The sequence below is a fragment of the Micromonospora sp. RL09-050-HVF-A genome (genome assembly GCF_019374995.1).
Lineage (GTDB): Bacteria > Actinomycetota > Actinomycetes > Mycobacteriales > Micromonosporaceae > Micromonospora > Micromonospora antibiotica.
In genome coordinates this window covers 5,650,853-5,673,651 of sequence record NZ_JAGKQP010000002.1, presented here as the reverse complement: position 1 = coordinate 5,673,651, position 22,799 = coordinate 5,650,853, and the positions used below count along the sequence as shown (strand labels likewise).

Genomic DNA, 22,799 nt, shown 5'->3' with positions numbered 1-22,799 from the left:
CGTGCGACGACTCACGACCGGACCTCCGCCCGCTCGTCGGGCACGGCGGCCGGACCGGGGCCGATGGCCAGGACACCACCGTCGGCGGGCCCGATCGCCAACAGGTCGCCGTCTCGCGGGCCACCGAAGGGCAGGGTGGCGTCCGCCGGCACCAGCCGCAGCGGTGAGGTGGTGAGCCGGTCGCCGGAGCGGACCGGCAGGGTGAGTCGGAACTGGGCGCCCTGCCCCGGCGCCCCCCACGCCTCCAGCCAGCCGCCGTGCAGCCGGGCGTCCTCCAGGCTGATCGACAACCCCAGCCCGGTCCCGCCGGTCTGCCGGGCCCGGGACGGGTCGGCCCGCCAGAACCGGTTGAAGACCAGCTTCTCCTCGCCCGGCTTGAGCCCGACGCCGTGGTCGCGGACGGTGACCGCGACGGCGGTCTGGTCGACGCCCAGGGTGATCACCACCGGTTTGGCCTCGCCGTGCTCCACGGCGTTGCCGACCAGGTTGCGCAGCACCCGCTCGACCCGACGCGGGTCCACCTCGGCGATCACCGGGCTGGTCGGCACCGCCAGCTCGATGGTGACGCCGACCCGTTCGGCCAGTCCGGCGAGGCGGTCGGCGACCCGGTGCACCACCGGCACCAGGTCGGTCGGCTCGGAGTCGAGCATGGCGAAGCCGGCGTCGAAGCGGCTGATCTCCAGCAGGTCGGTGAGCAACTCCTCGAACCGGTCCAGCTCCGCCTGGAGCAGCTCGGCGCTGCGGGCCACCGCCGGGTCGAACTCGTCGCGCTCGGCGAAGATCAGGTCGGCGGCCATCCGGACGGTGGTCAGCGGGGTCCGCAGCTCGTGCGAGACGTCGGAGGTGAACCGGCGCTGGAGGCGGGACATCTCCTCCAGGCGGAGGATCTGCCGTTGCAGGTTGGTGGCCATCTGGTTGAACGAGGCGGCGAGCAGGGCGAGGTCGTCCTCGCCGTTGACCACCATCCGCTGGTCGAGCAGGCCCGCGGAGAGCCGCTGGGCGGTGCGCGCGGCGACCCGGACCGGGGTCACCACCAACCGGGTGACCAGGGCGGCGAGCAGGCCGAGCAGCAGCACCAGGGCCACCCCGGTGGCCAGGACGGTGGCCCGGGCGTCGGCGGCGGTGGCGTCCTGCCGGTTGAGCGGGACGAGGTAGTAGAGCTCCAGCTGGCCGAAGCGGGTGGGCACCGGGGAGCCGTAGACCAGGTATTTCGTCCGCTCCCCGGTGAGCTGGCCGGTGCGGATCTGGTGGGCCACCTTACCGTCGGCGACGGCGGCCCGTAGCTCCCGGCTGACCAGCGGCCGGACGTCCATCGCCGGGGAGGTGCGGGTCTCGATGATGCCGGCGTAGTTGTCCGCGGTGATCGCCACCACCACCCCGCTGGTCTGCTGCGGGTCGCCCCCGGCCAGATAGTTGACCGTGCCCTCGACGGTGTCCTGGAGCTGCGCCTCCTGGGGCTGGCTGTAGAGGTTGAACTGCTTGGCCGAGTAGTCACTGCCGTTGCGCAGCCGCAGCAGCACGTCGGTCTCGGCGTTCTCGAGCAGGATGCTGGTGATCTTGTCGGCGATCAGGTAGGCGAAGCCGCCGACCAGCAGGCTGGACACCACCAGCGTGATGGTCACCACCCGGACCTGCAACGACCGCCGCCAGGTCTGCCGCAGGCCGGCGGTCACCCGCAGGCAACGGCCCAGCAGGGCACGCCACACCGCCCGCGCGGCGGGACGCCAGCCGGCGGTGTGCTCGGGGGTGGGGTCGGGGGCACTGGTCACGGTGCAGACCAGGCTATCCGGTACCCGCCTTGTATCCCACGCCCCGCACGGTCAGGATGATTTCCGGCCGCTCCGGGTCCGGCTCGATCTTGGCGCGCAACCGCTGCACGTGCACGTTGACCAGCCGGGTGTCCGCCGCGTGCCGGTAACCCCAGACCTGCTCCAGCAGGACCTCCCGGGTGAAGACCTGACGCGGCTTGCGGGCCAGCGCGACCAGCAGGTCGAACTCCAGCGGCGTCAGCTTCACCTCGTCGCCGTCCCGGCTGACGGTGTGCGCCGGCACGTCGATGGTGATCTGGTTACCGGGCGGGCCGATGGTCAGCATCTCCGGGGCGACGTCCTCGCCCCGCCGCAGCCGGGCCCGCATCCGGGCCACCAGCTCCTTCGGCTTGAACGGCTTGACCACGTAGTCGTCGGCACCCGACTCCAGGCCGAGCACCACGTCGACGGTGTCGCTCTTGGCGGTCAGCATGACGATCGGCACACCCGACTCGCCACGGATCGCCCGCGCCACGTCGATACCACTCATCCCGGGCAACATCAGGTCGAGCAGCACGATGTCGGGTCGACTGTCCCGGAACGCAGCCAACGCCCGTTCCCCGTCGGCGACGAAGGAAGGCAGGAAACCCTCACTGCGCAGGACGATGCCGAGCATCTCGGCGAGCGCGGGGTCGTCGTCGACCACCAGCACCCGGGCTCTCATGGGGTTTATGTTTCCATCCCCGTTCAGTCGGTGGGATCGCGTCTGGATGGCACGGTACTGCCGGGAGAGGTGCCACCGCACGCCCCACGCGCGATATCTCCCCCGATGGCCGTATCGGTGGCCCGCACGGCGGATCCACCCGGCCGGTCGGACCGTGTCACCATGATCCCCGGGCAGGTCGCCCCCCGCCAGCCACCATCCGCAGGAGTACGCGTGCCCGATGTCGGCCCGACCGCCGTGCTCCCCCGCCGTCCACTCACCGTCGGTGAACTGCTCGACTCCGCCGTGCTGCTGCTGCGGGCCCAGGGGCGGGTGCTGGTCCCCCTGGGCGTCCTGCTCGCCGCCGGTGAACAGGTGCTGTTGTACCCGCTGCGCCGGCTCGCCGACGCCGTACCCCCGGTGTGGTGGAGCGAGAGCGGGTCGTTTCCGCTCTGGTGGCAACTGCTCGCGGTGGGCGCCGCCGGTGAGGCGGTGATCGTCCTGCTGCTCGGCAACCCGGCCGCGCGGGCGGCCGGCGCGGCCCTGCTCGGCCGCCACACCGGCGTGGGGGACCTGCTCCGCCCGGCCGGAGCCCACTGGGGGGTCACCCTGCTGCTCGCCCCGGCGGTCGGCCTGCTGATGCTGGTCGCGGCGCTGCTCGGCCCGGCCTGGCTCGTCGGCTGGGGACTGCTCGGCTCGGTCGCCGCAGCCGTGGTGGTGGACCGGGTGCCCGGACCGTCGGCGGTGCCCCGGTCGGTCCGCGTCGCGCTGCGCGGTCGGGCCGCCGCCGTCCGGCTGCTCGGCTACCTCGGCTGGTGGGTGCTGCGGGTCGGTCTCGCCCTCGGTCTCTTCTTCGGCGTCGAGTCGCTGCACCTGGTCGACCTGGCCGACCCCGACGTGCGGGTCGTCGCCGCGATGCTCGCCTGGGCGGCGGTGAACAGCGTCGCCTACCCCGCGCTGGCCTGTCTCGACGCGGTGAACCACCTGGACACCCGGATGCGCGCCGAAGGGCTGGACATCCGGCTCGCCCGTACCCCCGCGGGGTCCGTCGCGGCCGGCCTGCCGGCGGTCGATCGGTGAGCCGGTGGTGGACGGAGGCCGTCGCCGCGCTCGGCGACGTGCTGCCGCTGCCGCTGGCCGCGCTGCTGCTGGTGCTGGTCGCCGGGCTGACCGCGCTCGCCTGGTACCACTTCCCGGCCTGGGTGTCCCGCCGACTGCCCCGCTGGCGACTGCCCCGCTGGCGGCTGCCCCGCTGGCGGCTGCCCCGCTGGCGGCGACGGCAGCGGTCGGCCGACGACCCGCCCGGCGTCACCCTGCCCCGCCCCCGCACCGGAGACGACACCCCCGCCGCCGGCCCCGGGCGCTCCCTGGCCGACCGGCTGGCCGCCGAGGGCCGGTACGCCGAAGCCGTCCGGGAACGGCTGCGCGACATGATCCGCCGGCTGGTCGCCGTCGGTGCGGTCGCACCCCGACCCGGGATGACCGTCACCGAACTGACCGACGCGGCAGCCCACGCCCGTCCCCCGGTCGACCCGCCGTTGCGCGCCGCCGGAGCGATCTTCGCCGAGCTGTGGTACGCCCAACGCCCCGCCGCCGCCGGACACGACCAGCGGATGCGGGAACTCGCCGACGAGCTGGACCGGGCCCTCACCCACCCACGGCCGGACGGAGGGCCCCGGTGACCCGCCCCGCCACACCGACGGTCGACAGCCCGCCACCGGCCCCCGTCCGCCCGCCACCGGCCGGGCCGGTACGGCGGCGCCGCCGGCACCGGGTGATCGTGCCGCTGGCGTTGGCCGCCGCGCTGCTCGCCGGCACCGTCGGTGCCCACGCGCTGGACCAGCCCGACCCGACCGAACCCGGTTTCCTCTCCCCGGTCGCCACCGACGACGACGGTGGCAGCCGCCTCGCCGACGCGCTGCGCGCCCGGGGCGTCACCGTGGACCGGGAGACCGACCTGCTGCCCGCCCTGCTCGGCCTCGACCGTGGCCCGGCCACCCTCTTCGTGCCGGCGGCGGAACTGCTGCACCCCGACACCCTCGACACGCTGGGCGAGCTGCCGGCCGGCCGGCGACTGGTCCTCGTCGACCCGTCCCGCCGGGTGCTCGAATCCGCCGGCCTGCCGGTGGTGCCCACCGACCGCCGGTGGGCCGCCCGGGCCGTCGGACCCGACACCGACGGTCGGCCCTGTCCACTACCCGAGGCGAGCCGGGCCGGGGTGGCCGCCGCCCGGCTCCAGCGGTACGCCGCCGCGCCCGGTACCGCAGCCACCCTCGACCGCTGCTACGGCGACGGCCTGGTCCGGCTGCCCGGCCGGGCCGAGGTGGTGGTGATCGGTGCCAGCGACCCGTTCCGCAACGAACGGATCGCCGAACACGGCAACGAGACGCTCGGCACCGGCCTGCTCGGCGTCCACGGTCGGGTGGTCTGGTTGGACCTGGACGGGCCGGCACCGGCCCCCACGGTCGGCCGTCCCGACGGCACCGGCGAGCCCGCCTGGTCACCCGCCCCCGGCGGGTCCACCGGTTACGGCGACGGCACCGGCGAGCAGGGCCCGGGTGGCCCCGGACCCGCCACCGGCGGAGGCGACGGACGGGGTGACGCCCCCGACTCGGCCGGTCCGCCACCACCCGACGACCACCCGCTGCTGGACGCCTTCCCGCCCTGGTTCTGGGCGCTACTGCTCCAACTCGCCCTGGCCGCCCTGCTGACCGTGCTGTGGCGGGCCCGCCGGCTCGGCCCACCGGTCACCGAGCCGCTGCCGGTCGAGGTCCGCGCCGCCGAGACCGCCCTCGGCCGGGCCCGGCTCTACCAACGGGCCCGCGCCCGGGGCCCGGCCGCCGAGATCCTGCGCACCGCCACGCTGGGACGGTTGCGCGGCCGGCTCGACCTGCCCGCGACCCTCGCACCGGCGGAGTTGGCGGCCCGGGTGGCCGGGCCGGCCGGCGGCACCCCGGAGCAGATCCACGAGCTGCTCTTCGGCGCGGCGCCCGGGACCGACGCCGAACTGCTGGAGCTGGCCCGGTCGCTGGACCGGCTGACCCGTACCGTGGCGGCAGCGCCCGGCCGTCCGACCGAAGGAGACCCCCGGTGACCCGACCCGCCACCACCGCCGAGCCCACGGCCGGCCCGGACGACGCCCGGGCCGCCCTGCACCGGCTGCGCACCGAGGTGGCCAAGGCGGTCGTCGGCCAGGACGCCGTGGTCACCGGCCTGGTCATCGCCCTGCTCTGCCGGGGCCACGTCCTGCTGGAAGGCGTGCCCGGGGTGGCCAAGACGTTGCTGATCCGCACCGTCGCCACCGCCCTCGAGCTGGACTCCAAGCGGGTCCAGTTCACCCCCGACCTGATGCCCGGTGACGTCACCGGTTCGCTGATCTTCGACCCGCGTACCGCCGCGTTCACCTTCCGGGAGGGGCCGGTCTTCACCAACCTGCTGCTCGCCGACGAGATCAACCGGACGCCGCCGAAGACCCAGTCGGCGCTGCTGGAGGTGATGGAGGAGCGCCAGGTGTCCGTCGAGGGCGCCCGCCGGCCGCTGCCCGAGCCGTTCATCGTGGCCGCCACCCAGAACCCCGTCGAGTACGAGGGCACCTACCCGTTACCCGAGGCGCAGCTCGACCGGTTCCTGCTCAAGCTGACCGTGCCGCTGCCCAACCGGGACGAGGAGCTGGGGGTGCTGCGCGCCCACCACGCCGGCTTCGACCCCCGTGACCTCGGCGCGGCCGGCGTACGCCCGGTGGCCGGCGTCGCCGACCTGGCCGCCGCCCGGGAGGCGGTGGGCCGGGTGCACGTGGCCGAGCCGGTGCTCGGCTACATCGTGGACCTGTGCCGGGCCACCCGGACCGCCCCGGCGCTGGAGCTGGGTGCGTCGCCCCGGGGCGCCACCGGCCTGCTCAGCACCGCGAAGGCGTGGGCCTGGCTGGCCGGCCGGGACCACGTCACCCCCGACGACGTGAAGGCCACCGCCCGCCCGACGTTGCGGCACCGGCTGCGGTTGCGCCCCGAGGTGGAGTTGGAGGGGGTCGGGGTCGACATGGTGCTGGACACGGTGCTGGCCACCGTGCCGACCCCGCGATGACCTGGCGGGCGGCCGTGCTGCTGCTGGTGGGGGTGCCCACCCTGGCGTTCTGGCCGGACCCGGTGCGCGGGGTGGCCGTGATGACCGGCGCGGTGCTGCTGCTGACCGCCGTGGACTGGGCGCTCGCCGCCCCGCTGCACACGATCACCGTCGACCGTGAGGGTGACCGGGCCGTCCGGCTGGGCCGGTCCGCGACGGTCACCCTGCGCCTGACCAACACCTCCGGCCGTACGCTGCGTGCCCAGGTGCGCGACGGGTGGGTGCCGTCGGCGGGGGCCCGTCCGGACGTACCGCCGGACCGGGTGTCCCGGGTCGGACCGGGCGGGGTGCTGGTGCTGCCCAACCGGCTCACCCCCACCCGGCGCGGCGACCGGCCGGCGGTGACGGTGACGGTGCGCTCGCTCGGGCCGCTCGGGTTGGCGTTGCGGCAGCGGGCGGGCCGGCCGGCCACCCCCGGCTGGACGCTGCGGGTGCTGCCCCGGTTCGACTCCCGTCGGCACCTGCCGGAGAAGCTGTCCCGGCTGCGGGTCATCGACGGCACCCAGGTCGCCCGGGGGCGGGGCCAGGGCACCGAGTTCGACACCCTGCGCGAGTACGTGGTCGGCGACGACGTCCGGTCGATCGACTGGCGGGCCAGCGCCCGCCGCGCGGACGTGCTGGTCCGCACCTGGCGTCCGGAGCGCGACAGACGACTGGTGTGTGTGCTGGACACCGGCCGTACCTCGGCGGTACGCGTCAGGGACGAGCCCCGGCTGGACACCGCCATCGACGCCGCGCTGCTGCTGACCGCGTTGGCCTCCCGGGCCGGCGACCGGGTCGACCTGCTCGCCGCCGACGCGCAGATCCGGACCACGGTCACCGGTGGCAGCCAGCCGGCCCTGCTCCACCGGTTGGTGAACGCGCTCGCGCCCCTGCACCCGGCGCTGGTGGAAACCGACTTCGACCTGATCGTCGCGGAGATCCTGCGCCGGCACCGGCGGCGCAGCCTGGTGGTGCTCCTCACCGCCCTGGAGGCGGGCGCGCTCGCCGAGGGGCTGCTGCCGGTGCTGCCCCGGCTGGCCGCCCGGCACCGGGTGATCGTGGCGGCCGCGCACGACCCGGTGCTCACCGCGTTGACCACCACCCCGCCGGTCCGCACCGGGGACGCCTACGCCGCCGCGGCCGGCTGGCGGGCGCTCGCCGAGCGGGACCGGGTCCGCGCCGCCCTCGGCCGGTACGGGGTGACCGTGGTGGACGCCCCGGCGGACCGCCTCGCCCCCGCCCTGGCCGACACCTACCTGCGCCTCAAGGCCCTCGGGCAGCTCTGACCCGGGTCCGGTCCGTTCACGGCACGGGTCGGTGCGGGCGGTGGGTGGGGTGCCAGGCGCGGGCCGGGTCCGTGGAGGGCCACAGTTCGGCCAGCCACGGGTCGGCACGCTCGGCCGGTACGCGCTCGACGGCGACCGCCCGGCGACCGAGCAGCACCACGTACGCCAGGAAGCCCAGCCACACCGTCGCACCGACGCCGACCCGAAGCGCCACCGGCACCGGCGACGGGGTGACGAACGCCTCCAACAGTGCGGAGACCGCAAAGAGCCCGACCAGACCCACCGCGACCAGGATCGCCGAGCGGCCCGCCTCGGCCACCGCCCGCCCCCGGCCCAGGTGCTCCGGTGGCGAGATCCACGCCCAGGCGGTCCGCAGCCCCACCCCGGCCGCGACGAAGACCCCGGTCAGCTCCAACAGCCCGTGCGGGGTGATCAGGCCGAAGAACACGTCGGCCCGGCCATAGGAGACCATCACCCCGCCCACCACCCCGACGTTCAGCGCGTTCTGCCACAGCAGGTAGAACACCGGGACGACGAGCACCCCCGAGGCGAGACACTGGGCGGCGATCCAGGCGTTGTGGGTCCACAGGTGGAAGGCGAACGTGGGCGCGGAGAACTCGGTGTAGTAGCCGGCGAAGCCGGAGTCGACCAGGTCGGCGGCGGCGTCGGGGCCGATGAACGCGGCGGCGGTGCCCGGGTTGCCCGCGACGTACCAGATGAGGAAGCCGCTGAGCAGGCTGAACCCGGTGGCCACCGCGCACCACCACGGCCAGGCCCGGTAGACCGCGCCGGGGAACCCGACGACCAGGAACCGCCCCAACGCCCCCCAGGACGGCCGTCGGCGGCCGGTGATCCGGGCCCGCGCCCGCAGCACCAGGTGGGACAACCGGCTGACCAGGGCCGGATCGGGTGCCCGGCTGCGCAGCGCCGACAGGTGGGTGGCGGTGCGCTGGTAGAGGACGATCATCTCGTCGATCTCGTCGACGTCGAGTCGACGCCGGTCGCAGAACAGCTCCAGCCGCCGCCACTCGTGGCTGTGCTCGGCGACGTACGCGTCGAGATCCACTGGTCCTCCCCCGTCCCGCGCCCATAGTGTTCACTGTCCGGGTGAGAGCGCAACCACCGGTGCCGACCCGCGTCGGCCCGGCGGACACCCCGACCCGCGTCGGCCCGGCGGACACCCCGGCCGGCGGACGCTGGGCGGACGCCGGGCTGATCAGCGGCGAGGCCGTCGAGCTGGACGTGCGGGCGGCCCGGCTCGGCTCCCGGGTCCTGGCGCTCCTGATCGACGTCGTCGGTCAACTGCTCTGCGCGGCGCTGCTGGCGCTGACGCTGACCCCGGTGGTGCTGATCCTGCTGCCCGACCCGGTGGTGGACCGGGCCTTCACCGGGGCGTTGGAGACGCTCGGCCTGGTGCTGGTGCTGGTCGGCTATCCGGTCGCCTGGGAACGCCTCAACCACGGCCGGACGCCCGGCAAGCTCGCGGTGGGCCTGCGGGTGGTCAGCGCCGACGGCGGCCCGGTGGAGCTGCGCCAGTCGCTGACCCGGGCGCTGGTGGGGGTGGCCGTGGAGTGGCCGGGGCTGGTGCTGCCGCTGCTGAGTTGGGTGGCCGGCGTCACCGTGATGCTGACCGATCCGCGCGGGCGACGGCTGGGCGACCTGGTCGCCGGCACCATGGTGGTGCACACCCGCACGACGCAGGGCTGGCGACCGGCCCCACGGATCATTCCGCCGCTGGCCGGCTGGGCGGCCACCCTGGACCTGACCAGGCTCGACGACGCGCTGGCCCTGGCGGTCCGGCAGTACCTGACCCGGGCCGGGCAGATCGTCGAGCCGTACCGGTCGAGGTTGGCCCGGGAGTTGTGGTGCGAGGTGGCGGCGGTGACCACCCCGAAGTCACCGCCCGGCGTACCGGAGCCGTTGCTGCTGGCGGCGGTGCTGGCGGAACGGAACCGGCGCGGCACGCTGCGGCTACGCCGCAACCGGGCGCTCACCGCCACCCTCTGGCCCGACCTGCACCCGGCCACCCCCGCCGCCGTCGAACCGCCGGCCCGGGCCCTGCCGCCGCCCCGGCCCCGGCCGGGGTGCGCCCGGCTGTGCCGGCACTGCGGTCGGCGTCGCCGGAGGATTCCGGGTCGCCGCTCAGCTGAACAGGGCGCGACCCCACCAGTCGGCGGCGTCCCGGACCCCGGGCGGGCAGGCGAACAGGCCGCTGGAGACGTGCCGCAGGTATTCGTTCATCGCGTCGTTGCGGGCCAGCTGGGTCTGGATCGGCACGAACTGCCGGCGCGGGTCCCGCTGGTAGGCCATGAAGAACAGCCCGGCGTCGAGCCGGCCCAGCCCGTCCGAGCCGTCGACGTAGTTGTAGCCCCGGCGCAGCAGCCGGGCACCGTTGTTCAGGGTGGGGTGGGCGAGGCGCACGTGCGAGTCGACGGCGATCACCGGCTGGCCGTCGTCGCCCTTCGCGGCGAAGTCCGGCTCGTCGAACTCGTCGCGGCGGCCCAGCGGCGCACCGCTGCCCTTGGTCCGGCCGACGATCTGCTCCTGCTCGGTCAGCGAACTGCGGTCCCAGGTCTCGATCTGCATCCGGATCTTGCGGGTGACCAGGTAGGACCCGCCGGTCATCCAGTCCGCGCCGTCCTCCGGCTGGGCCCAGAGCTGCTCACGCAGCAGCCCGGCGTCCTCGGCCTTGAGGTTGGCGGTGCCGTCCTTGAAGCCGAAGAGGTTACGCGGGGTCGCCTGGTCCCGCGACGTCGACGAGGTACGCCCGAAGCCGAGCTGCGACCAGCGGACGCTGACCACACCCATCCCGATCCGGGCCAGGTTACGGATGGCGTGCACCGCCACCTGCGGGTCGTTGGCGCACGCCTGCACGCACAGGTCGCCGCCGGAGATCTCCGGGCGCAACGCGTCCCCGGCGAAGTGCGGCAGGTCGGCCAGCGCGGCGGGGCGGCGGCCGGCGAGGCCGAACCGGTCCCGGCCCTGCGCGTCGCGGAACAGGGTCGCGCCGAAACCGACGGTCAGGGTGAGCTGCGACGGGGGCAGGCCCAGCGCCTCGCCGGTGTCGTCCGGCGGGGCCTCCGGGACACCGCCGACGGCACCGATCACCCCGGCGTCCTTTCCGCCGGTCATCCGAGCGGCGGCGGCCGTCCACTCCTGGAGCATCGCGACCAGCCGGTCCCGGTCCTTGGTGATCACGTCGAAGGCGACGAAGTGCAGCCGGTCCTGGGCCGGGGTGGTGATCCCGGCCTGGTGTTCACCGTGGAACGGCACCGCCCCGGCGGCCCCGTCGTAGGCGGCGGCCCGGTCGCCGTCGCGGGTCAACGCGCCCGCTCCGGCGGCCACCCCGGCCACCCCGGCGACCCCGACCCCGGCCAGGGTGATCGCCCGCCGTCGGGTCAGCCGGCGGCGACCCCGGCCGGTGGTGCTGCTCTGCTCGCTCATCGACTCTCCTGGGAGGGACCGGCCGTACGACGGCCGTGCTGACCCGTCGTCACCGGGCGACGGCGGCGGCGACCTTGCTGACCGGTTCGGCGAGGGCGTTGATGCTGTCCGACAACTCCTTGAGGTCGGTCTTGCTCAGCTGGGTGTGCAGCTTCCAGCCGTCGCCGTCGCGGTGCTTGCCGAGCGCCGCCTCCACGTTGGCGAACTCCTTGTCGAGCTGGGCGACCAGCTCGGGGGCGCGCTGCTCCAGCGCGGGTCGCAGCGCGGCGACGGCGGCCTTGGAGCCCTCCAGGTTGGCGTTGAAGTCCCAGAGGTCGGTGTGCGAGTACCGCTCCTCCTCGCCGGTGATCTTGCCGCTGGCCACCTCGTCGAGCAGGGCCTTGGCCCCGTTGGCGAGCTGGAGCGGGGTGAGCTTCTCGGCGTTGGCCCGGGCCACGATCTCCTTGACGTCGACCAGCAGCCGGTCGGCGATCGGGCCGTCCTTACTGATGTCGCCGGTGGTCCAGAGGTCCTTCTCGATCCGGTGGAAGCCGGTGAACTCCATGCCCTCCTCGATGACCTCCTCCCGACCGTCGATCTTGGGGTCGAGGTCGCCGAAGCTCTCCGCGACCGGCTCGATCCGCTCCCAGTAGGTGCGGGCCACCGGGTACAGCGCCTTGGCCTTCGGCACGTCGCCGGCCTTGACCGCGCCGACGAACTCCTCGGTCTTGGTGAGCAGGGCGGCGGTCTGGCTGGTCACGTACCGCTGGTAGCTGGCGGTGGCCTGGGTCAGCGCGGCGTCCGGGGCCACGGTCGCGGCGGTGCCGCTGACCTTCAGCGCGCCCCGGATGCCCCGGCCGCTCATCCCCGGCTTGCAGGCCGTCTCGTACGTGCCGGCGGGCAGTTCCACCCGCAACTCGCGGCTCAGCCCCGGGGCGATGTTCTCCACCTCGCCCATCACCCGGTCACCGGCGGCGTAGACGTAGAACTCGTTGACCTTGCTGCCGGAGTTGGTCACGGTGAAGGTCGCCTGACCGGCGTCCAACTCGGTGACGTCGACCTCGCACACGCTGTCGGTGGCCTTGACCTTGACCGTGTTGGCGGCCGTGCCATCCTGCTGCTCGTCCTTGCCGCCGCAGGCGGTGACACCGGTGACGGCAAGCGCGCCGACGGCGGCGAGCGCCAGGAAACGGGTGGTACGCATCGTTTGCTTGTCTCCTCGGGAAGGTTCAGGCTCGCCGCGACACGGCCGGCTGGGTGGTGGGGTTACCGTCGCCGGTGGGGGCCGGGTCGCCGGCCGGTGCGGGCTTCGCGGGGGCCGCCGGCCGCCGCAGGAACAACACCAGCACCGGTACGGCGTAGGCGACCCAGGCGACCATCTCCAGCACGCTCGGCGCGGCGGTGATGTTGAACATGCCGGCGAGCAGGGCGGCGTACCAGGTGTTGGGGTCGAGCACGCCGGTGATGTCGAAGGCCAGGTCGTTGAGGCCGGGGAGCACCCCGGCCTCCTGGAAGTCGTGCACGCCGTACTTGAGGATGCCGGCGGCGACCAGGATCAGCAGCGCGCCGGTCCAGGTGAAGAACGTCGACAGGTTGATCCGCAGGGCGCTGCGGTAGAGCAGGACGCCGATCCCGACGGCGGTGGCGATGCCGCCGATCAGCGCCAGCAGCGGTCCGGAGCCGGTGCCGCCGGTCGCGCTCTGCGCCGCCGAGTAGAAGATCAGGGCGGTCTCCAGGCCCTCCCGGACCACCGCGAGGAACGCCATCCCGGCCACCGCGAACGAGCCGACGGCCAACGCCTCGCTCAGTCTGCCGCGCAGCTCACCGGCGATCGTCCGGGCGGCCCGACGCATCCAGAAGATCATCCAGGTCACGAAGACGACGGCGGCGACCGAGGTGACCGCCTCGAACAGTTCCCGGTCCTCGGAGCGGGCCAGCAGTGAGGTCGAGGTGTACTCGATGAGCCAGCCGAACAGCACCGACAGGGCCACGGCGAGCCCGACACCGGCCCACACCTGGGGCAGCCGGTCGCGGCGCTGCGACTTGACCAGGAAGGCGACCAGGATGCTGACGACCAGCGTCGCCTCCAGGCCCTCCCGCAGGCCGATCAGGTACGTGGCGAACATCGGTACTCCGTGTCGTGGTCAGGCATGCCTCAGTTTACTTAGGGCAGCCATACCTTCCTCCTGATCCGGGGTCCCGTCAAGTCGTTCATGACAGGGTTCACCCTGGCCGGGATGGTCGGGCGGACCCGCTGGCCGGGGGGTGCCAGCCAGCCGCCCGACGTGGCAAAATCCGACGTACCCCAGGACAGGACGGCCCGTGCCCGACACGCCCCGCACCCCCACCCTCCGCCCCGCGTACGCCCCGCCACCGGCGAGTTCCGCCCCCGGCGCGCTTCGCCACCGCCAGCCGGGACGGCACCGGTGAGGGGCTTCGGCCCGTGGCTGGGCGTGCTCGCGCTGGTGATCGTCCTCAACGCACTCCGACTGCGCCCGCTGGCCCTGGTCGTGTCCCTCGCCTGGCTCGCCTGGTGCGTGTGGACCTGGGTCCGCCCGGCCCGCCGCGACAAGATCCGCTCTGCCGGGCGACGGTAGCGGCATCCACCGGCCACGACCCCGCCGGACCGCCCCACCGCGCCGCGAGACCCCCGGACGCGCGCAGGGCCGGCCGCTCGGCGGCCGGCCCTGCGCGGGTGTGCTCAGTAGCGGTAGTGCTCGGGCTTGAACGGGCCCTCCGGAGAGACGCCGAGGTAGGCGGCCTGCTCCTTCGTCAGCTCGGTCAGCCGGGCACCGAGCGCGCCCAGGTGCAGCCGGGCGACCTTCTCGTCCAGGTGCTTGGGGAGCACGTAGACGCCGATCGGGTACTCGTCGGTCTTGGTGAACAGCTCGATCTGGGCGATCGTCTGGTTGGCGAACGAGTTCGACATCACGAAGCTCGGGTGACCGGTGGCGTTGCCCAGGTTCAGCAGGCGGCCCTCGGAGAGCACGATGATGGCGTGGCCGTCGTCGAAGCGCCACACGTCGACCTGCGGCTTGATGTTCTCCCGGGTGACGTCGGAGCGCTTCATCAGGCCGGCCATGTCGATCTCGTTGTCGAAGTGGCCGATGTTGCCGACGATGGCCTGGTGCTTCATCCGGGCCATGTGCTCGTTGGTGATGACGTCGAAGCAGCCGGTCGCGGTGATGAAGATGTCGGCCTGCTCGACCACGTCCTCCAGGGTGGCGACCTGGTAGCCGTCCATCGCCGCCTGGAGGGCGCAGATCGGGTCGACCTCGGTCACCACGACCCGGGCGCCCTGGCCGCGCAGCGACTCGGCGCAGCCCTTGCCCACGTCGCCGTAGCCGAGCACGACGGCCATCTTGCCGCCGATCAGCACGTCGGTGGCCCGGTTGATGCCGTCGATCAGGGAGTGCCGGCAGCCGTACTTGTTGTCGAACTTGCTCTTGGTCACCGAGTCGTTGACGTTGATCGCCGGGAAGAGCAGGGTGCCGGCCCGGTGCATCTCGTAGAGCCGGTGCACGCCGGTGGTGGTCTCCTCGGTGACGCCCTTGATGCCGGCGGCGATCCGGGTCCAGCGCTGGTTGTCCTCCCCGAGGCTGCGGTGCAGCACCTGGAGGATGACCGCGTACTCCTCGGAGTCGGCGGACTCGACCGGCGGGACGACCCCGGCCTTCTCGAACTCGACGCCCTTGTGGACCAGCAGGGTGGCGTCACCGCCGTCGTCGAGGATCATGTTCGGGCCCTGCCCGTCCGGCCAGGCGAGCACCTGCTCGGTGCACCACCAGTACTCCTCCAGGCTCTCGCCCTTCCAGGCGTAGACCGGGACGCCACCCGGCGCCTCCGGGGTGCCCTCGGGGCCCACCACGATCGCCGCGGCGGCGTGGTCCTGGGTGGAGAAGATGTTGCAGGACGCCCACCGGACCTGCGCGCCGAGGGCGACCAGCGTCTCGATCAGGACGGCGGTCTGGATGGTCATGTGCAGCGAACCGGTGATCCGGGCGCCGGCGAGCGGCTGGGCGTCGGCGAATTCACGGCGGATCGCCATCAGGCCGGGCATCTCGTGCTCGGCGAGGCGGATCTCCTTGCGCCCGAACTCGGCGAGCGACAGATCCGCCACCTTGTAGTCGCCCTCGGCGAGGGTGGCCGGCCGGGCGTCGCTGGATGACGCCGGGAGGGTGCTGGTCATGAAGGCTCCTGTCGAACGATGGCTGCGCGACCATCCACCTTACGCTCGCCTTCTCGCGGCGCACGGCGGGCCGCCTCGGGACAGCACACGGGGCGGTCGGCACCGGACGAAACCTCCGCCCACCTGCCGGCCGCCCCGTGCATCCCCCCGGTTTGGTTTCCCCCGCGCGCCGCCGGACCTTCGTCGCGACAACGCTGCGTACACATATAGTTACACTGCGCCACGGCATAGTCAAGCAATTCGGGAAAGTCGGACTTGCGGCGTGCCGCGTCTGCCGCCAACTCTGCTGCGGAAAAGGGGTGAGATCGTTCAGATGCCGCAACTGGCGACGAACGCCGCGCCCGTACCGGAGACGACAAGTGCCGTCGCGGCGGCCGTGCCCACGGCGGCCTGCCCCGGACCGAGCATCACCGTGCCGACCCCGTCGTCCACCGCGACCTTGCCGCTGTGGCAGAACACCACCCGGGGGCCGGGCAACGGCAGCCGGACCTCCGGCCCGGACGCCTCCACCGTCACCCGGTGCAACGCGAAATCGTCCACCGGCACCGGCCACCGGACCACCCCGGACGCCACCGGACGGGCGGCGATCACCGGATCGTCCAGCACCTCGAAGCACAGCACCCGCAGCAACTCGTCGACGTCCACGTGCTTGGGGGTCAGCCCACCGCGTAACACGTTGTCACTGGCCGCCATGATCTCCACACCGCAGCCCCGCAGGTAGGCGTGCAGGTTGCCGGCCGGCATCCAGATCGCCTCCCCCGGCGTCAGCCGGACGTGGTGCAGCAGCAACGCCACCAGCACCCCCGGGTCGGCCGGGTAGCGGTCGGCCAACTCCCGGGCCAGGTCGGCGTCCGGCCCGGCCACGTCCGCCGTGCGCACCGCCCCGATCAGCCGGGCACGGTCCGCGTCCGGCCAGGTCAGCAGCGTCCGTACGGCCTCGCGCAGCCCCGCCGGACCGGCCCGCAACGCGGCCACCACCGGCGACAGCTCCGGTACGCCGAAACCGGCCAACGCCGTCGCCGACACCGCCGGGTCACGGAACCCGCAGAGCGCGTCGAACGGCGTCAACGCGACCAGCAACTCCGGCTTGTGGTAGGGATCGACGTAGTTACGCGGCCGCCCACCCCGACCCGCCCCGACGACGGTTCCGGCGTGGCCCGCCCCGGCAGCGGTTCCGGCGTGGCCCGCCCCGGTGCCACCGCCCACCCCTGCCCGCCCGGCCTCAGCCTGCCCTGCTTCCGGCTGCCCTGCTTCAGCCTGCCCGGCCGGCGACCCGGCGCAAGCCTGCTCGGCCGCGTACCCGGCGCGGGCCTGCTCGGCCGCGTACCCGGCGCGGGCCTGCTCGGCGTCCGGGTGGGCCTGGAGACTCAACGGGGCCTCCGCCGCGAGCACCTTCAGCAGGAACGGCAGCCGGGCGCCGAACCGGCCGACCACCTGGTCGCCGAGCCAGTGATCCGGCTCGGCGACCAGCAGATCGGTCAGGCTCATCCGCTCGCCGCCCCGGTCGACCGTGGCCGGGCCGCCCGGGTGGGCGCCCAGCCACAACTCCGCCTCCGGGCCGGCGCTGGGCACCGGTCGCCCCTGCAACTCGGCGATCGCCGAGCGGGACCCCCAGGCGTAGTCGCGGATCGACCCGTAGAGCAGCTCCACGCTCAGCCCCCGGCCCGCCCGGCCACCTCACCCGACTCGCTCGGCGACGGCACGACGGCGGTCGGCGCGGCCGTGCCGGTGCCGGCCCGCTCGGCGGCCACGCTGTAGATGTCCGGTTCCAGGTAGATGACCCGGGCGATCGGCACGGCCGTACGGATCCGCGCCTCGACCGCGTTGATCCCCCGGGCGAGTTCCTCGGCGCTCTCCCAGGCCGGCACGCCGATCTTCGCGGCCACCATCAGCTCCTCCGGACCGAGGTAGAGCGTCTTCATGTGGATGATCCGCTCGACCTCGGGGCCGGCGGTGACGGCCCGCTCGATGGTCGCCAGGTCGGCCGGGTCGGCACCCTCACCGAGCAGCAGGCTCTTCGTCTCGATCGCCAGCACGATCGCGATGATCACCAGCAGTACGCCGATCATCGCGGTGCCCGCAGCGTCCCACATGCCGTTGCCGGTGATCAGCGTCAACCCCACACCGAACAGCGCGAGCACCAGACCGACCAGCGCGCCGAAGTCCTCCAGCAGCACCACCGGCAGCTCCGGCGCCTTGGCCCGACGGATGAAGTTCACCCAGGACTGGCTGCCCCGGGTGTGGTTCGACTCCTTGATCGCGGTACGGAAGGAGAAGCCCTCCATCACGATGGCCGCCAACAGGACCGTCACCGGCACCCACTGCCACGCGGTGATCGGGTGCGGGTCGGCCGCCTTGTGCCACGCCTCGTAGAGCGCGAAGAGGCCACCGAGGCTGAACAGCACGATCGACACGATGAACGCGTAGATGTAGCGCTCCCGGCCGTACCCGAAGGGGTGCTCCGGGGTGGCCGCCCGTTTGGCCCGCTTACCGCCCAGCAGCAGCAGCGCCTGGTTGCCCGAGTCCGCCACCGAGTGGATCGACTCGGCCAGCATCGACGACGAGCTGGTCAGCAGGAACGCGATGAACTTGGTGATCGCGATGCCGACGTTAGCCAGCAGGGCGGCGATGATCGCCTTGGTCCCACCGTTCGCGCTCACGCTGTCGCTCCGCTCCGCGACGCGGCGACGTGAGACGCCGCGCTACCCGGTCCGACGGCCCGCTCGCCCACAGCGCGGTCCCTGCATGCGTTCACTGGTTCGACAGCTCCTTCATCTCGGTGACGGCCGGTACGGCCATCGGGTCCAGCCCATGGGCCAGGGCCAGATAGATCGACGCGAAGTCGGGCACCGCGACGAGGGAGGCGAGCCGTTCCAGCGCGGAACCACCCTCGGCGGTGACCACGTCGCAACGCACGCCCCGCCGCTCGGCGAGGGTCTGCACCGCGTCGGCGCGGCGCTCCTCGACGGCGAGCGGTTCGTCGGTGTCGTCGTCGGCGTTGAGCCCGCCGTCACGCAGCAACACCAGCCGCAACCGGGTCGGGTCGGGCTCGGCCTCGTCCGCGTCGGCGAAGATGTCCCGGGTCGACTCCACCAGGCCGCCGAAGACGCCGTCGAGCAGGCCGACCCGGCCCCGGCCGGCCTCGCCCAGCGCCCCGGCGACCACCGGGTAACGGGCGTTGGCCGACAGCGTGTCGCCGAACCGGCGGGCCGCCACGGTCGCCAGCGGGGACGACCCCCAGACGATCGGAATCGACCCGGCCAGCCCGAGGGCCAGCGACTTCGCCGGGTTGACGAAGGACTCGGCGGTCGACCGGCACCGGTCGGCGTCGGCGTCCAGCCGGGCCGCCGTCTCGGCCAGATCCGCCTCGTTGACCTTCACCAGGCCGAGCGTACGGGCGGCGAGCAGGACCGGCACGGTGAGCGCCCAGAGGCTGGCGCGGGCCGGGGCTCGGCGGGGCACCGGGATGAACGGGGCACGGGCCCGCTCGGCCACCGACTGCAACTGCGAGTCGGGGGCGCCGACCGCGACCAACCGGGCACCCCGGCGGTGCGCGGCCTCGGCGGCACCCAGCGCCTCCGGGCTGCGACCCGACGCGCTGACCGCGATCACCACGTCGGCCGCGCCGACCCAGCCGGGCACCCCGGCGCTGCGGTGCGGGATGACGGGCACCGGGCAGCGCGGCCCGGCGACCGTGGCGAGCACGTCCCCGGTACGCCCGGCGGTGCCGATGCCCGCGATGACGACCGCCCGGGGGCGGCCCTCGTCCTCCAGCAGCGCCAGGTTGGCCTCGGCGGCCAGCGCGGCGGACTCCCGCACCTGGGCCCCGGCGGAGGCGGTGAAGCGCAACATTCCACCCGGGTCGTGGCTGGCGACCGCCTCCGGGTCGTCCAGCATCGATTCGTCGGCCACCCGCCGGCCACTCACGCCGGCCGTCCCCTCCATCACCGCTGCGCCTCCGGCCCACCGCGTGCCTCGTCCAGCAGCAACACCGGCACGTCGTCGCGCACCTCGAAGATGCGACCGCACTGCGTGCAGGTGAGGGTCTGGGCCTGAGCGTCGTAGTCCAGCGGTGCGTGGTGTGTGTCCGGGCAGGCGAGGATTTCGAGCAACTGCGGGTCCAGGGCCACGGCGCGGCTCCTTCCACGTGTGTGGTCTGTGCCGGTCGACGGTGCCGACCGGCGCGAGGGATCTTATCGGCGAACCCGCTCCAGCACCTCGTCACGCAGCGAGGTCATCCGCTCCTGGGTCGGGCCCTCCACGTTGAGCCGCAGCAGCGGCTCGGTGTTGGACGCGCGCAGGTTGAACCACGCGCCGTCGGGGAACCGCAGGGTGAGCCCGTCCAACTCGTCCGCCTCCGCCTGCGGGTAGGCGGCCCGCACCTCCGCCACCCGGGCGGCCTGGTCGGTCACCGTGGAGTTGATCTCGCCGGAGGCGACGTACCGTTCGTAGACGCTGGCCAGCAGGGACAGCGGCTGGGACTGCTCGCCCAACGCGGCCAGGGTGTGCATGGCCGCGAGCATCCCGGTGTCGGCGAACCAGAAATCCCGGAAGTAGTAGTGCGCCGAGTGCTCGCCCCCGAAGATCGCGTTGGTGCGTGCCATCTCGGCCTTGATGAAGGAGTGGCCGACCCGGGCCACCACCGGCACCCCCCCGTGTTCCTGGATGATCTCCGGGACCGCGCGGGAGGTGATCAGGTTGTGGATCACCGTGGAGCCGGGGTGTTTGGCCAGCTCGCGGGCGGCGACCAGGGCGGTGATCGCCGACGGGGAGACCGGTTCGCCCCGCTCGTCGATGACGAAGCAACGGTCGGCGTCACCGTCGAAGGCCAGGCCCAGGTCGGCGGAGTGGGTCACCACCGCCCGCTGCAGGTCGACCAGGTTCTTCGGGTCGAGCGGGTTGGCCTCGTGGTTGGGGAAGGTGCCGTCCAGCTCGAAGTAGAGCGGGACGATCTCCAACGGCAGGGCCGGCAGCGCCGCGTCGCCGAGCACACTCGGCACCGTGTAGCCACCCATCCCGTTGCCCGCGTCCACCACCACCTTGAGCGGGCGGATGGTCGACAGGTCCACCAACTTGCGCAGGTGGGCCGCATAGTCGGGGAGCAGGTCACGCCGGTCGACGGGGGCCGTCGGCGCGGCGGTGGGGCGGGTGCCGGAGTCCAGCAGCGCCTGGGCCCGGACCCGGATGTCGGCCAGGCCGCTGTCCTGGCCGATCGGGCGGGCACCGGAGCGGCACATCTTGATGCCGTTGTACTGCGCCGGGTTGTGGCTGGCGGTGAACATCGCCCCGGGCAGGCCCAGCGCGCCCGAAGCGTAGTAGAGCATGTCGGTGGAGGCCAGCCCCAGCTCGATCACGGCCCGCCCCTCGGCCCGGACCCCGGTGGCGAAGGCGGCGGCCAGCCCCGGGCCGGTGGCCCGCATGTCGTGCGCGACCAGCACGGCGTCGCCCGGCTCACCGGAGGAGTTGAGCACCTGGGTGAGGGCGGACCCCAGTGCCTCGGCCGCCCGCTCGTCCCACTGGTCGGGCACCGTCCCACGGACGTCGTACGCCTTCACGATCTGGGACAGGTCAGACACCGGTTTCAGCTCCTCGACAGGGGTCGTCAACGACCCTGAGCGTATCGGAGCGGTGGCGTCCGTCCCGTGCTAGCCGGGGAGCTGGGGCATGATCGTTGTCGACCCACCGCCGGCGGTGGGCGTCGGAGCGGACCGCCCCTGGTCGGGCGGGACGGAGACGGGCCGTGCCGGGGCCGGCGGCACAGCGGCCGACGGGGCCTGCGGGGCGGCAGCCGACGGGCCTGCGGTGGAGCCGTCCGGAGCCGGCGGCACGGGGACACCCGGAGCCGGAACAGGCGGGGCCGAGACGGGCGGAGCCGAGACCGACGGAGCCGAGACGGGCGGAGCCGGAACAGGCGGGACCGAGACGGCCTGGGCCGAGACGGGCGGGGCAGGCGGAGCGGCGACCGGCGGGACGGGGACGGCCCGGGCCGACACCGGTGGGGCAGCCGAGGGTGGGGTGGAAGTGGGGTGGTCCGGGGCGGAGGCCGGGCGGGCACCGTACACCCCGCCTGCCGGGCGCGGGGCGGGGGCGGGTGTCACCGCCGGGTAGGTGCCGGGTGCCCCGTACAGGCTGCCGGGGCGAGCCGGCGCGGACGGCTGGGGCTGCGGCTGCCCGTACACCTGGCCACCGGCGGGCGGCTGCTGGCCCCCGTACACCTGGCCGGCGGGTGGCGGGGGCGGACCCGGCACCGCGACCCCGGAGCGGTAGGTGGTCGGACCCGGGTTGCGGGGCTGCGGGACGGCCGGGAAGTCAGCCGGGCCGGCGGCCGGGGCGTGGTCGGCACCGGCCGCCCTGGCGCGGGCCCGATCGGCCCGGGACCGGAAGATCAACAGGGCGATGAGCCCGGCACCCAGGACCACCAGGGCGATACCGGCGTACATGATCATGGATCCTCCGGAGGTCTCTGCGGCGGCGGCCCGACCGGCGGGCGAGGCGGCGAGCACGGCCTGGGTGGCCACCGGTTCCGTCGCGGGCACGGGGGTGGACGCGACGGGGGTGGGCGTGGGCTTCCTGGTCGGGGTGGGACTCGGGGTCGGGGTACCGGCAGCCCTCCCGCCGACCCTGGACGTGTCGGTGCCCCGGCCGATCAGCCGGCCGACCGCCGTGGTCGCCTCACCGACCACGGCCAACCGACCCGCCGGTGCCCCGGCCAGGAACGCCACCCGGTAGCGGACGGTGCTGCTCTTCCCCCTGCACAACGGTGGAGCCGCCGACGAGGTACGGGAGACCCGCACCACGCCACCGTCTCCGGAAACGGGCACGCTGGACCAGCGGCCCCCGGTCTGCACCTCTACCCGCACCTGGTCCGCGCCAACCCCGGTGAGGCTCAGCCCCAGCGCGGTGCGCAGCGACACGCATCCGGCGCTACGTTTACGCACCTCGATCGAGACCGCGCCCGGGGAACCACCGGCGGAGAAGGCACCCGAGGCCCGGACCCGCACCCGGTCCGAGTCCGCATACGCGGGGAGCGCGCCGACCGCCACCAGGCCACCGAGCAGCGCACCGACGGCCACCACCCGCGTCGCCTGCCGACACACGGACATCTCCCCTCCCCTCCCGCCCCGGCGGGGCCGCGGGTCAGGTTACAACCCGGTCAGCGACCCACCCGGTGACAGAGCGTCCCGCATGTGGGCCGTATTACTCGTTCCCGGGGCGGCCGGCACCGGACCCTTCGGCGGCAGGGCTCAGGATGGGCGGGCCGGTGCCGGCCGCCCACCCCGCCGACGCACGGCTGCCGTTCGGCGACCCGCCACCCGTGCCGGCCGGCGCCGTGGCCGCCGGCTCGACAC

19 protein-coding genes and 1 pseudogene are annotated in these 22,799 nt (G+C 74.0%); 7 read left to right on the top strand and 13 right to left on the bottom strand.

The features are described 5' to 3' along the window. Positions 1-11 precede the first annotated feature (11 nt). Both mtrB and mtrA read right to left on the bottom strand, forming a co-directional pair. Positions 12-1,769 carry an MtrAB system histidine kinase MtrB gene (gene mtrB / locus J7462_RS25255; protein WP_219467419.1) on the bottom strand — a complete coding sequence of 586 codons (1,758 nt, stop codon included), beginning with the start codon at positions 1,767-1,769 and terminating at the stop codon, positions 12-14. Between the two features lie 13 nt (positions 1,770-1,782). After that, positions 1,783-2,472, bottom strand: a complete 690-nt coding sequence (gene mtrA / locus J7462_RS25250) for an MtrAB system response regulator MtrA (protein WP_208570335.1) — start codon at positions 2,470-2,472, stop codon at positions 1,783-1,785. A 213-nt stretch (positions 2,473-2,685) separates the two neighbouring features. On the opposite strand from mtrA, the gene J7462_RS25245 reads away from it, so the two are divergent. From J7462_RS25245 to J7462_RS25225, 5 genes are read left to right on the top strand one after another with little or no spacing between them, the layout of a single operon-like run. Next, positions 2,686-3,531, top strand: a complete 846-nt coding sequence (locus tag J7462_RS25245) for a hypothetical protein (RefSeq protein ID WP_208570334.1) — start codon at positions 2,686-2,688, stop codon at positions 3,529-3,531. Continuing rightward, entirely contained in the window at positions 3,528-4,133 is a 606-nt protein-coding gene (locus tag J7462_RS25240; protein ID WP_219467417.1) for a DUF4129 domain-containing protein, read from the top strand. The genes J7462_RS25245 and J7462_RS25240 overlap by 4 nt, the downstream gene beginning before the upstream one ends. Beyond that, a complete protein-coding gene (locus J7462_RS25235) occupies positions 4,130-5,545 on the top strand; it encodes a DUF4350 domain-containing protein (protein WP_255597897.1) in 1,416 nt (471 codons plus the stop codon). The genes J7462_RS25240 and J7462_RS25235 overlap by 4 nt, the downstream gene beginning before the upstream one ends. Further along, complete coding sequence (locus tag J7462_RS25230) at positions 5,542-6,531, top strand: MoxR family ATPase (protein WP_219467415.1); 990 nt, start codon at positions 5,542-5,544, stop codon at positions 6,529-6,531. Before J7462_RS25235 ends, J7462_RS25230 begins: the two co-directional genes overlap by 4 nt. Next, complete coding sequence (locus tag J7462_RS25225) at positions 6,528-7,838, top strand: DUF58 domain-containing protein (RefSeq protein ID WP_219467413.1); 1,311 nt, start codon at positions 6,528-6,530, stop codon at positions 7,836-7,838. The genes J7462_RS25230 and J7462_RS25225 overlap by 4 nt, the downstream gene beginning before the upstream one ends. Positions 7,839-7,854: 16 nt before the next feature. On the opposite strand, the gene J7462_RS25220 is transcribed toward J7462_RS25225, so the two are convergent. Beyond that, on the bottom strand, positions 7,855-8,904 hold the full coding sequence (locus J7462_RS25220) for a stage II sporulation protein M (RefSeq protein WP_219467411.1): 1,050 nt from the start codon (positions 8,902-8,904) through the stop codon (positions 7,855-7,857). Positions 8,905-8,930: 26 nt separating this feature from the next. On the opposite strand from J7462_RS25220, the pseudogene J7462_RS33440 reads away from it, so the two are divergent. After that, a pseudogene (locus J7462_RS33440) lies at positions 8,931-9,449 on the top strand (RDD family protein); the annotation flags it as partial. Between the two features lie 531 nt (positions 9,450-9,980). Here the strand turns inward: J7462_RS33440 and efeB are convergent. The 3 genes from efeB to efeU are packed head-to-tail and all read right to left on the bottom strand — an operon-like array spanning position 9,981 to position 13,387. Then, entirely contained in the window at positions 9,981-11,282 is a 1,302-nt protein-coding gene (gene efeB / locus J7462_RS25210; protein ID WP_219467409.1) for an iron uptake transporter deferrochelatase/peroxidase subunit, read from the bottom strand. A gap of 49 nt (positions 11,283-11,331) precedes the next feature. Next, the gene (gene efeO, locus J7462_RS25205; protein WP_219467407.1) at positions 11,332-12,465 is read right to left on the bottom strand and encodes an iron uptake system protein EfeO; all 1,134 of its coding nucleotides are present in this window, start codon (positions 12,463-12,465) and stop codon (positions 11,332-11,334) included. Between the two features lie 25 nt (positions 12,466-12,490). Continuing rightward, on the bottom strand, positions 12,491-13,387 hold the full coding sequence (efeU, locus tag J7462_RS25200; protein ID WP_255597896.1) for an iron uptake transporter permease EfeU: 897 nt from the start codon (positions 13,385-13,387) through the stop codon (positions 12,491-12,493). 300 nt (positions 13,388-13,687) lie between these two features. On the opposite strand from efeU, the gene J7462_RS25195 reads away from it, so the two are divergent. After that, on the top strand, positions 13,688-13,858 hold the full coding sequence (locus J7462_RS25195; protein WP_219467404.1) for a hypothetical protein: 171 nt from the start codon (positions 13,688-13,690) through the stop codon (positions 13,856-13,858). Between the two features lie 104 nt (positions 13,859-13,962). Here J7462_RS25195 and ahcY read toward each other — a convergent pair whose 3' ends face one another. The 7 genes from ahcY to J7462_RS25160 form a co-directional block, all read right to left on the bottom strand. Continuing rightward, positions 13,963-15,450 carry an adenosylhomocysteinase gene (gene ahcY, locus J7462_RS25190; protein WP_219467402.1) on the bottom strand — a complete coding sequence of 496 codons (1,488 nt, stop codon included), beginning with the start codon at positions 15,448-15,450 and terminating at the stop codon, positions 13,963-13,965. Between the two features lie 309 nt (positions 15,451-15,759). Further along, on the bottom strand, positions 15,760-17,100 hold the full coding sequence (manA, locus tag J7462_RS25185; RefSeq protein WP_219467399.1) for a mannose-6-phosphate isomerase, class I: 1,341 nt from the start codon (positions 17,098-17,100) through the stop codon (positions 15,760-15,762). 2 nt (positions 17,101-17,102) lie between these two features. Then, positions 17,103-18,110: a cation diffusion facilitator family transporter gene (locus tag J7462_RS25180; protein WP_219467397.1), complete on the bottom strand. Its 1,008-nt coding sequence runs from the start codon at positions 18,108-18,110 to the stop codon at positions 17,103-17,105. A 91-nt stretch (positions 18,111-18,201) separates the two neighbouring features. Beyond that, entirely contained in the window at positions 18,202-19,398 is a 1,197-nt protein-coding gene (locus J7462_RS25175) for an SIS domain-containing protein (protein ID WP_208570323.1), read from the bottom strand. Further along, the gene (locus J7462_RS25170; protein WP_088642951.1) at positions 19,395-19,580 is read right to left on the bottom strand and encodes a Trm112 family protein; all 186 of its coding nucleotides are present in this window, start codon (positions 19,578-19,580) and stop codon (positions 19,395-19,397) included. Before J7462_RS25170 ends, J7462_RS25175 begins: the two co-directional genes overlap by 4 nt. Positions 19,581-19,643: 63 nt before the next feature. Further along, a complete protein-coding gene (locus tag J7462_RS25165) occupies positions 19,644-21,026 on the bottom strand; it encodes a phosphomannomutase/phosphoglucomutase (protein WP_208570322.1) in 1,383 nt (460 codons plus the stop codon). Between the two features lie 69 nt (positions 21,027-21,095). After that, entirely contained in the window at positions 21,096-22,553 is a 1,458-nt protein-coding gene (locus J7462_RS25160) for a hypothetical protein (RefSeq protein ID WP_219467395.1), read from the bottom strand. Positions 22,554-22,799 lie beyond the last annotated feature (246 nt).